The organism is Mesorhizobium sp. M7A.F.Ca.US.005.03.2.1 (assembly GCF_003997795.1).
GTDB lineage: Bacteria > Pseudomonadota > Alphaproteobacteria > Rhizobiales > Rhizobiaceae > Mesorhizobium > Mesorhizobium ciceri.
The window spans coordinates 1-9,354 of sequence record NZ_RZRP01000160.1; the positions used below are offsets into that span (position 1 = coordinate 1).

Consider the following 9,354-nt stretch of genomic DNA (forward strand, 5'->3'; position numbering starts at 1 on the left):
CTGCAGCAGAACATTTTTCAGTCAAACGACGATTGTTTTAAGCCGTTCGGCGATCAGGGCGGCAAGCCGAGCCGCCACTTCGTCCTTGCTCATCTCCGGCCATTCCTCGACACCGGCCTTTGACACGATCCGCACCCGGTTGCGATCGCCGCCCATCACGCCCGAAGAGCCGACGCCGCTTCCCTGCGACACGTCGTTGGCAACGATGAGATCGGCGCCTTTCTTCTTGAGCTTGGCCTCGGCGTTGCGCAGGAGATCCTGTGTCTCGGCGGCGAAGCCGATAACCAGGCCGGGTCGCTGGCTGTGATGGCCGACGCCGGCGAGAATGTCGGGATTCTCGACCATGCGCAGCACCGGCGGCTCTTCGCCCGCGACCTTCTTGATCTTCTCACCGGCCGAGTTCTCGGTGCGCCAGTCGGCCACGGCGGCGACGAACACCGCCGCATCTGCGGGCAAGAGCCGTTCCACCGCGTCGCGCATCTCCTGCGCACGCTCGACGTGAATGGTCTTCACTCCGGGGGGATCGGCGATGCCGACAGGGCCGGAGACGAGGCGCACATCGGCGCCGAGCCTGGCCAGTGCTGCCGCGATGGCATGGCCCTGCTTGCCGGACGAGCGGTTGGCGATGTAGCGCACCGGGTCGATCGGCTCATGGGTCGGGCCGGAGGTGACGATGATCTTGCGCCCCGACAGCGGCCTGGGGCCGACATCGAGCAGCGCCTCGACCGCGGCAACGATCTCCAGCGGCTCGGCCATGCGGCCTTCGCCCGCCTCATTGCTTTCGGCCATCTCGCCCCTGGCCGGGCCGACGAAGGTGACGCCGTCCTTCTGCAGCGTCGCGCGGTTGCGGCGGGTGGCCGGATGCGCCCACATTCTGGGGTTCATGGCCGGCGCCATCAGCACCGGCTTGTCGGTGGCGACAAGCACGGTGGAGGCCAGATCGTTGGCGTGGCCGTTTGCGAGCTTCGCCATCAGGTCGGCGGTGGCGGGCGCCACCACCAGCAGATCGGCCTCGCGCGACAGCCTGATATGGCCGACATCGTGTTCGTCATTGCGGTCGAACAGCTCGGTGAAGACATGGTCGGCGGAGAGCGCGCCGACCGACAGCGTGGTGACGAATTCCTGCGCGGCCGATGTCATGACCACCCGAACCGCGGCCCCGCGCTCGCGCAGCCGGCGGATCAGATCCAGCGCTTTGTAGGCGGCGATGCCGCCGCCGATGATGAGCAGGATGCGCTTGCCGGAGAGGCTCATGCACCCTCCCAAGGATTGACTATGCTGATACCGCAATCGGAAAAGTCAGCAACATTTCTAGTCACCACCGCAAAGCCCCGCGAGCGAGCAACCGAGGCGATCTGTGCGTCAAATTCGCGTATAGGACGTCCCAGAAATCGTCTGTTCGAAACAATCTCCGCGTATGCTTCGGCTTCGCGGTCACCGAACGCGAGCACTGGGGTCTTGAGCCATTTGGTGAAAAAGGCCCCGATGACACTACCCAGTGCAGCCTTACGCGTTCCGTCCGGCATGTTCGCAAGCCCAACGAGCAGCTCTGCCTTGGTCATCACCGTGACATATGAGCGGGTCGCGAGCGAGCTATCCATCCAGGTAGCCACCCCTGCATCCGGCCGTGGTTTGAAGGTTTCCGAGATAACATTCGTATCCAGCACGAACATGGTTAGTCAAATTTCAGTGGCTCGCGCGTAGGGCCGCGCTCCGGCAACTCGACATCGAAACCGCCATGGGGCTCAACCAGCCTACGAATCGCGGCATAGAGTGACTCTCCCCGAGGGTCTTGGTCCACACCGTCCGAAAGAACACTCTTGGCAAGAACGCTACGCGCTTCCTCTTCCATTGAGACTCCCCTCACGGCAGCTCGCTCACGCAGTTTCTGCTTCACGTTGGTGTCGAGATTGCGGATGGTAAGTGTGCTCATGTTTTTGCTCCTTACCTCAACCTAGTCCATGAAAGCGTTGCTTTCAATGATAGCAATGCCGGCACTGCTGTCACCGAGACTCAGATCATCTTCCAGGCGATATAGACCAGCGTCAGCGCGATCACCCAGAGTGCCCAGCGGCCGGAACGGCTGTAGCGCGCTTCGGCCTTGCCGATGGCGTGGGCAGTGGTCTCGTCGAAGCGCAGGCCATGCTCGGCCATCAGGTCGATCTCGCGCGACAGCCGGTCAGTGCGCGCCGCAAGCTCGGGCACCTGGCGGGCCAGCGTCAGCAGCGCCTTGGCGCCATCGCGCGCATCCATCATCATGCCACGCGGCCCAAGATTGCCTGATATCCAGTCGCCGACCACCGGCTCGGCAGTCTTCCACATGTTGAAGGCCGGGTCGAGCGTGCGCGCCACGCCCTCGACCACCACCATGGTCTTCTGCAGCAGGATCAGTTCGGGCCGCGTCGCCATGTCGAAGAGCTCGGTAACCTCGAACAGCAGCGTCAGAAGCTTGGCCATCGAGATGGTCTCGGCCGGCTGGCCATGGATCGGCTCGCCGATCGCCCGGATCGCCTGCGCGAAGGCCGCGACATTGTGCTGGCGCGGCACATAGCCGGCCTCGAAATGGACCTCAGCGACGCGCAAATAGTCGCGCGTGATGAAGCCGTAGAGGATTTCGGCGAGGAAGCGGCGCTCCTTCTTGCCGAGCCGGCCGGCAATGCCGAGATCGACGGCAACGATGGTGCCGTTCGCCTCGACGAACAAATTGCCCGGATGCATGTCGGCGTGGAAAAATCCGTCGCGCAGCGTGTGGCGCAGGAACGACTGGATCAGGTTTGTGGCGATGGTTTTCAGATCGTGGCCCGCCGCGACCAGTCCGGCAATGTCGTTCATCTTCACGCCGTCGACCCACTCCATGGTCAACACGTCGCGGCCGGTACGCTCCCAGTCGACGGACGGCACGCGAAAGCCGGGGTCGTGCCTGGTGCTTTCGCCGAGCTCCGAGAGGGCCGCCGCCTCGAGGCGAAGATCCATCTCGATCTTGGTGGTCTGAGCCAGCGTCTGGGTGACCTCGACCGGCCGCAGCCGGCGGGACGAGGGGATGTATTTCTCCTGCAGGCGAGCGGCAAGGAAATAGCTTTCGAGATCCTGGAAGAAGCGGCGGCGCACGCCGGGCCGGATCACCTTGACCGCCACCTTGGTGGCAACGCCGTCATGCATGGCGTCGGCGGCATGGACCTGGGCGATGGAGGCGGCGGCGACCGGATCGCCGAATTGCGCGTAGAGATCGCCGACTTTGCGCCCGAGCGAGGCTTCGATGGCCGCTATGGCTTCGGCCTTCGGAAAGGTGTGCATCTTGTCCTGCAACATGGCGAGATCGAGCGCCATGTCGTTGCCGACGACGTCGGGCCGTGTCGCCAGGAACTGGCCGAGCTTTACATAGGAGGGACCGAGCCGGACGACCGCCTTGGCCAGCCGGTCGCTGCGCTCATAGGCCAGCGCGCGGCGGCGCGTGAACAGCCGTGCCATCCGCCAGCCGAACTTCGGCAGGCCGGACAGTTCCTCACCCGGCAGAGCGGCGACGACACCCTCGCGGACCAGCACCCAGCCGGCCCTTACGAGCCGGAATCCTGCACTGACATTGCTCATGGCCGCGCCAACCCTGCCGGCTCTTTGAGCCGGCATAGCACACGTCGATTGTGAGAAATGCGGTCCGGCCTCAAAGCTTCCAGCCCGAATGAAGTGCTGCAATACCGCCGGAATAGTTGCGGAAGGAAACGCGGTCGAAGCCGGCGCGGGAAATCATCGTCGCGAAATTCTGCTGGTTGGGAAACCTGGCGATCGATTCGACCAGATAGGAATAGGGCTCGCCGTCGCCGGTGACCATCTTGCCGATCTTTGGAATGGCGTTGAACGACCAGGCTTCATAGGCCTTGTCGAGCAGCGGCATCTCGACCTCGGAAAATTCCAGGCACAGGAAGCGCCCACCGGGCTTCAGCACGCGAAACGCTTCGCCCAAGGCCACCTCGATGCGCGGTACGTTGCGGATGCCGAAAGCGATGGTATAGGCATCGAATGTGGCATCAGGGAAGGGCAGTTCCTCGGCATTGGCCTCGACGAAATCGGTGTTGCCGGACAGGCCCTTCTTTTCGGCCCGGTCGCGGCCGACAGCCAGCATCGAGCCATTGATGTCGAGCACAGTGGCATGGGCATTGCCGTGGCTGGCATCGACGATGCGAAAGGCAATGTCGCCGGTGCCTCCGGCAACGTCGAGCACCTTCCAGCCCGCCCGTTTAGGCGGATTGAGCCAGGTGACCATGGCGTCCTTCCACAGCCGGTGCAGGCCGGCCGACATCAGATCGTTCATCAGGTCGTAGCGGTTGGCGACCTTGTGGAAAACATCGTTGACCAGGGACTGCTTGTCGCCAGCCCCTACACGCTTGAAACCATAGGAGGTTTCCATGCCGCCCGCGGCCGTGGTTCTCTCAACTGACATTTTTTTGATCCGTCATAAAACCGGCGGGACCATAGCCGATCGATGGTGCGGGCGCTATTGTTTAAGGCGCGGTGTTCAGCCGCGCTTCCAGGTGGCGGGTTTTCGAGACCTGGACGGACCGACGGGATGATTGAATGCCTTTGAAAGCGGAACTGCACTGCCACATCGAAGGGGCAGCGGCGCCCGAACTCGTCATCCGCCAGGCGCAGAAATACGGCAAGGACACCTCGCCCTATATCCAGAACGGTTCCTTCGTCTGGCACGATTTCACCTCCTTCCTGGCGGCTTATGATTTTTCCGCCGATCTGTTCCGGACCGAGGAGGACTATGCGCGGCTGGCCGACCACTATCTGACCAGCCTTGCCCGCGATGGCGCCATCTATTCCGAGGTGTTCACCTCGCCGGACCACGCTAAAAAAGCCGGCCTGTCGCCCAAGGCCTATACCGACGCGCTCGGCGAAGGCATGGCCCGCGCCAAGGCCAAGACCGGCATCGAGGGCCGCATGATCGTCACCGGCGTGCGCCATGTCGGCGTCGAGTCGATCGAGCAGGCGGCGCGCTTCGCGGCGCGCTGCGGGCATCCGCTGGTCACCGGTTTCGGCGTTGCCGGCGATGAGCGGATCGGTGATATGGAGGACTATGTCAGGGCTTTCGAGATCGCTCGCGAAGCCGGGCTCGGCATCACCATCCATGCCGGCGAACTGACGGGCTGGGAGACCGTCCAGGCGGCGCTGGATCACATCCGTCCGTCCCGCATCGGCCATGGCGTGCGCGCCATCGAGAACCTGGACCTCGTCCGGCGCATCGCCGACGAGGGCATCGTGCTGGAATGCTGCCCCGGTTCCAACATCGCGCTCAAGGTGTTCGACAGTTTCGCCGATCATCCGTTTCCGGCCCTGCAGGCGGCAGGCTGCAAGATGACGCTCAATTCCGACGATCCGCCCTATTTCTGGACCTCGCTCAAGCGTGAATACGATATCGCTGCCGAGCATTTCTCGATGAACGACAAGGCGCTGACCGCCGTCACCAGAACGGCCATCGAGGCCGCTTTCGTCGATAGAAAGACAAAGACGGCACTTCTTGCCCGGTTGAACAGCGCGGCACGCTGATTTCCGCCGACAAAGCTGTGGTCGGTGCGGGCCAAGCGGTTCCTTGGCCGGCGCATTGCCGCTAGGGTTCGCCCAGGCAGCTTGAAGCGCGGCGCGTCCGAAAGGGCGATGCGCGCATTTTCGGGCGCAGGCATCAGGAGAACACCATGCAGGGCGTCACCGTCGTCGACCACCCGCTTGTCCAGCACAAGCTGACCATCATGCGCAAGAAGGAAACCTCGACGGCGGGCTTCCGCCGGCTGCTGCGCGAAATCTCGCTGCTGCTCGGCTACGAGGTCACCCGCAATCTCGAACTGACGACGACGACCATCGAAACGCCGATGGAAACCATGGAAGCGCCGACGCTCGAGGGCAAGAAACTGGTCTTCGCCTCGGTGCTGCGCGCCGGCAACGGCTTGCTGGAAGGCCTGCTCGACCTGGTGCCGGCGGCGCGCGTCGCCCATGTCGGTCTCTACCGCGATCACGAAACGCTGGAGGCGGTCGAATATTTCTTCAAGGCGCCGAGCGACCTCGCCGACCGGCTGGTGATCGTCGTCGATCCGATGCTGGCCACCGCCAATTCGGCGATCGCGGCGATCGACAAGCTGAAAGAGCGCGGCGCCACCAACATCCGTTTCCTTTGCCTGCTGGCGGCGCCCGAAGGCATCGAGCGCTTCATCAAGGCGCATCCGGACGTTCCCGTCTTCACCGCTTCGATCGACCGCCAGCTCAACGAGAAGGGCTACATCATGCCCGGCCTCGGCGACGCCGGCGACCGCATGTACGGGACCAAGTAATACCAGACCAAGTCGCCTGGTACGATTTACCAAATATTTACGCAAAGGCGCGGTTTTGGCGCGCGTTAAAGCGGCAAACACCATCCGGGCTTAACGATCGGCTGTCACTACAGCGCCGCGCGTCCGTTTCGGACGCGCAAAGGACGCTGTAGCACTTTGATTTTGTGCATGAGCCTTTCCGAAAATCGTTCCCGATTTTCGGGGTCATGCGGCGAGGCCGATCCATGCTGCGCAAACTTCTGATCCTCGCCGTTTTCGCCGGTACATCGGCATCGATACCGATTGTGTATCAGTCGAATCCGCAACTCGTCGAAAACCTGCTGAGGTCGGCGGTGCCGGGCAAACAAGCGGTCGAAGCCCAGCCGAACGTCAATCTGGCATCGGTGCCCAACAAGCCCGCGGCACCGCTGCCGATGGGCCGCAAGGTCCTCGTCGCGGCAGACGAACGCGGGCATTTCTCGTCACCCTTCAAGCTCAACGGACGTCAGGTCGACGGCATGATCGACACCGGCGCCACATTGGTCGCCATCAACATTTCGACGGCACGCAGGATCGGCCTGTCGCTGAACGCTTCCGACTTCAACCGCGAGGTCAACACCGCCAACGGCACCATCAAGGCGGCCGTGGCCATGATCGACCGCCTGCAGATCGGCAGCATCACCGTCAATGACGTCCAGACCATCGTGCTCGACGACAGGGCGCTGCGCACCAATCTGATCGGCATGAGCTTCCTCAACCGGCTCGACAAATACCAGGTCGAGAACGGCACGCTGCTGCTCGTCCAGTAAGGCTATTCGTTTTCCCAAATTCCCAAGGGAAAGCGCTATGCGCTTTTTCCCGGGGAGAACCGTTTCACACTTTTCCTGGAATTGCTCTAGCCGCGCGGCAGAATCCGCCGGATGACCGACTTGTCGGCGGGCGGCTTCGAGGCGCCGACCATATAGGCCGAAAGCACGGTTGCCGCGGCGGCCTCGGCATCGGCCGATGAGCGGGCATGGATCAGCGCCAGCGGCTCGCCGATCCCAACCTCCGCACCGACCGGCAATAGTCTGGTGATGCCGACCGCAGGGTCGATCTGGTCGTCCGGCCGCGTGCGTCCACCTCCCAGGCCGACCACGGCGAGCCCGATGTCGCGGGTGGCGATGCCGGTGACGAAGCCATTTGCGGTCGCCTTGACGGCAAGTTCGGTCGCCGCCGCAGGCAGATATTTTTCCGGTTTCTCGATGAAATCGGCGGGGCCGCCAAGCGCGGCCACCATGCGTGCGAAAGTGGCGGCGGCGCGGCCGCTGGCGAGCGTCTCGGTGGCGCGCCGCATGCCATCCTGGTTGGACGACACCAGCCCGGCCGACTGCAGCATTTCGGCGGCCAGCGCCAGCGTCACATCTTCGAGCCGACGGTCACGATACCGGCCGGTGAGGAAATCGACGGCGTTGCGCACCTCGACTGCGTTGCCGGCGGCCGACGCCAGCGGCTCGTTCATGCCGGTGATCAACGCCGAGGCCTTCAGTCCGGCGCCGTTGGCGATCTCAACCAGGCTGTTGGCGAGTGCGGTGGCGTCGCGCGATTTTTCCATGAAGGCGCCGTTGCCGACCTTGACGTCGAGCACCAGCGATTGCAGCCCGGCCGCCAGCTTCTTCGACAGGATCGAAGCGGTGATCAGCGGCACCGATTCGACCGTGCCGGAGACATCGCGGATCGCATAGAGTCGTCGATCGGCGGGCGCGAGGTCGGCGGTCTGGCCGATGATGGCACAGCCTGTTTCGAGCACCGCCTTGCGAAACAGCGCGACATCGGGCTGGCTGATGTAGCCCGGGATGGCATCCATCTTGTCCAGCGTACCGCCGGTGTGGCCAAGGCCACGGCCCGAGATCATCGGCACATAGGCGCCGCAGGCGGCGACGATCGGCGCCAGCATCAGCGAGACATTGTCACCGACGCCGCCGGTCGAATGCTTGTCGGTGACCGGGCCTGGCAGGTCCGACCAGTCGAGCACATCGCCGGAATCGCGCATCGCCAGCGTCAGCGCCACGGCCTCGTCGCGGTTCATGCCGTTGAAGAACACCGCCATGGCGAAGGCGCCGGCCTGGCCGTCGGTAACGGCGCCTGACGTCACGCCCGCGACGAAGCCGGCGATCTCCTCCTCCGACAGCCTGAGGCCATCGCGCTTGCGGCGGATGATTTCCTGGGGAAGCATCAGATCTCCAGCAGTCCGTCGCGGAACACGCGCTGCAGGATCGTCGCCAGCCGCGCGCCGCCGACCGGCGCCATGTCCTTGGTCTCCTGGTGCGAAAGCTCGGCCCCGGTCATGCCGGCCGCCAGATTGGTGATGACCGAACAGGCGGCGACGCGCAGTCCGAGGAAGCGGGCGAGAATGACCTCCGGTACGGTCGACATGCCGACCGCATTGGCGCCCATGATGCGCGCCATGCGGATTTCGGCCGGCGTTTCGAAGCATGGGCCGGAGAACCACATATAGACGCCCTTGTGCAGGGTGGTGCCGGTCGCTTTTGCCGCCCGCTCGATGGCCTGGCGGATGCCGGCATCATAGGCTTCGGTCAGGCCGACAAAACGCCGGTCGCTTGGTTCGCCGATCAGCGGGTTGGTGCCCGAGAAATTGATGTGGTCCGATATCAGCATCACCGAGCCCGGCGGCATGTCCGGATCGACCGAGCCGGCGGCATTGGTGAGGATCAGTTTCGTGATGCCGATGCCGGCAAGCACTTCCAGCACCGGCCGCATCGCCGCGGCGTTGCCGTGCTCATAGTAATGGGCACGGCCCGACAGCAGCAGCACCGGCACGCCGGCAAACAGCCCTGCCACCACTTCGCCGGCGTGCCCGGTGACACCGCTTCTGGGAAAGCCGGGCAGGTCGGCATAGGAGATGCGGATCGGGTCCTCGATCTGGTCGACCAGACCGCCGAGGCCCGAGCCGAGCACCAGTGCCGTGGCCGGCGCCAGGCCGTCCAGCCTTTCGACGAGATGATCCAGGGCTTTTTCCGTCATCGTTGCCAGCTGTTCATTTGAGCCTGTTGCT

The 9,354-nt window shown here is 63.9% G+C and carries 10 protein-coding genes; 3 read left to right on the forward strand and 7 right to left on the reverse strand.

Going from position 1 to position 9,354, the window contains the following annotated elements; translation table 11 throughout:
- Nucleotides 1–21: 21 nt before the first annotated feature.
- From coaBC to ubiE, 5 genes are all read right to left on the reverse strand, one after another.
- Nucleotides 22–1,254, reverse strand: a complete 1,233-nt coding sequence (gene coaBC, locus EN991_RS11665; protein WP_127368789.1) for a bifunctional phosphopantothenoylcysteine decarboxylase/phosphopantothenate--cysteine ligase CoaBC — start codon at nucleotides 1,252–1,254, stop codon at nucleotides 22–24.
- A complete protein-coding gene (locus EN991_RS11670; RefSeq protein WP_127368790.1) occupies nucleotides 1,251–1,673 on the reverse strand; it encodes a type II toxin-antitoxin system VapC family toxin in 423 nt (140 codons plus the stop codon). Before EN991_RS11670 ends, coaBC begins: the two co-directional genes overlap by 4 nt.
- Nucleotides 1,674–1,675: 2 nt before the next feature.
- Nucleotides 1,676–1,933 carry a plasmid stability protein gene (locus tag EN991_RS11675; RefSeq protein WP_013529622.1) on the reverse strand — a complete coding sequence of 86 codons (258 nt, stop codon included), beginning with the start codon at nucleotides 1,931–1,933 and terminating at the stop codon, nucleotides 1,676–1,678.
- A gap of 80 nt (nucleotides 1,934–2,013) precedes the next feature.
- The gene (ubiB, locus tag EN991_RS11680) at nucleotides 2,014–3,588 is read right to left on the reverse strand and encodes a 2-polyprenylphenol 6-hydroxylase (protein WP_024502800.1); all 1,575 of its coding nucleotides are present in this window, start codon (nucleotides 3,586–3,588) and stop codon (nucleotides 2,014–2,016) included.
- A gap of 70 nt (nucleotides 3,589–3,658) precedes the next feature.
- Nucleotides 3,659–4,435 carry a bifunctional demethylmenaquinone methyltransferase/2-methoxy-6-polyprenyl-1,4-benzoquinol methylase UbiE gene (gene ubiE, locus EN991_RS11685; RefSeq protein WP_013529624.1) on the reverse strand — a complete coding sequence of 259 codons (777 nt, stop codon included), beginning with the start codon at nucleotides 4,433–4,435 and terminating at the stop codon, nucleotides 3,659–3,661.
- 134 nt (nucleotides 4,436–4,569) lie between these two features.
- Here ubiE and EN991_RS11690 point away from each other — a divergent pair, with 134 nt between their 5' ends.
- From EN991_RS11690 to EN991_RS11705, 3 genes are all read left to right on the forward strand, one after another.
- Nucleotides 4,570–5,544, forward strand: a complete 975-nt coding sequence (locus EN991_RS11690; protein WP_127368791.1) for an adenosine deaminase — start codon at nucleotides 4,570–4,572, stop codon at nucleotides 5,542–5,544.
- Between the two features lie 146 nt (nucleotides 5,545–5,690).
- Nucleotides 5,691–6,320, forward strand: coding sequence for a uracil phosphoribosyltransferase (upp, locus tag EN991_RS11695; protein WP_013529626.1), 630 nt, complete (start codon nucleotides 5,691–5,693; stop codon nucleotides 6,318–6,320).
- Between the two features lie 224 nt (nucleotides 6,321–6,544).
- Nucleotides 6,545–7,108 (forward strand): TIGR02281 family clan AA aspartic protease, encoded by a 564-nt coding sequence (locus tag EN991_RS11705; RefSeq protein WP_024502797.1) that lies wholly within the window; start codon nucleotides 6,545–6,547, stop codon nucleotides 7,106–7,108.
- 86 nt (nucleotides 7,109–7,194) lie between these two features.
- Here the strand turns inward: EN991_RS11705 and deoA are convergent, their stop codons facing one another.
- Nucleotides 7,195–8,514 carry a thymidine phosphorylase gene (gene deoA / locus EN991_RS11710; protein WP_127368793.1) on the reverse strand — a complete coding sequence of 440 codons (1,320 nt, stop codon included), beginning with the start codon at nucleotides 8,512–8,514 and terminating at the stop codon, nucleotides 7,195–7,197.
- Complete coding sequence (locus EN991_RS11715) at nucleotides 8,514–9,323, reverse strand: purine-nucleoside phosphorylase (protein WP_024502795.1); 810 nt, start codon at nucleotides 9,321–9,323, stop codon at nucleotides 8,514–8,516. The genes deoA and EN991_RS11715 overlap by 1 nt, the downstream gene beginning before the upstream one ends.
- Nucleotides 9,324–9,354: the final 31 nt, after the last annotated feature.

Coding starts and splice junctions, on each gene's coding strand:
- ubiE (WP_013529624.1), bottom strand. CDS start 4,435: ATGTCAGTTGAGAGAACCACGGCCGCGGGCGGCATGGAAACCTCCTAT.
- EN991_RS11670 (WP_127368790.1), bottom strand. CDS start 1,673: ATGTTCGTGCTGGATACGAATGTTATCTCGGAAACCTTCAAACCACGG.
- coaBC (WP_127368789.1), bottom strand. CDS start 1,254: ATGAGCCTCTCCGGCAAGCGCATCCTGCTCATCATCGGCGGCGGCATC.
- EN991_RS11690 (WP_127368791.1), top strand. CDS start 4,570: ATGCCTTTGAAAGCGGAACTGCACTGCCACATCGAAGGGGCAGCGGCG.
- deoA (WP_127368793.1), bottom strand. CDS start 8,514: ATGCTTCCCCAGGAAATCATCCGCCGCAAGCGCGATGGCCTCAGGCTG.
- EN991_RS11675 (WP_013529622.1), bottom strand. CDS start 1,933: ATGAGCACACTTACCATCCGCAATCTCGACACCAACGTGAAGCAGAAA.
- EN991_RS11705 (WP_024502797.1), top strand. CDS start 6,545: ATGCTGCGCAAACTTCTGATCCTCGCCGTTTTCGCCGGTACATCGGCA.
- upp (WP_013529626.1), top strand. CDS start 5,691: ATGCAGGGCGTCACCGTCGTCGACCACCCGCTTGTCCAGCACAAGCTG.
- EN991_RS11715 (WP_024502795.1), bottom strand. CDS start 9,323: ATGACGGAAAAAGCCCTGGATCATCTCGTCGAAAGGCTGGACGGCCTG.
- ubiB (WP_024502800.1), bottom strand. CDS start 3,588: ATGAGCAATGTCAGTGCAGGATTCCGGCTCGTAAGGGCCGGCTGGGTG.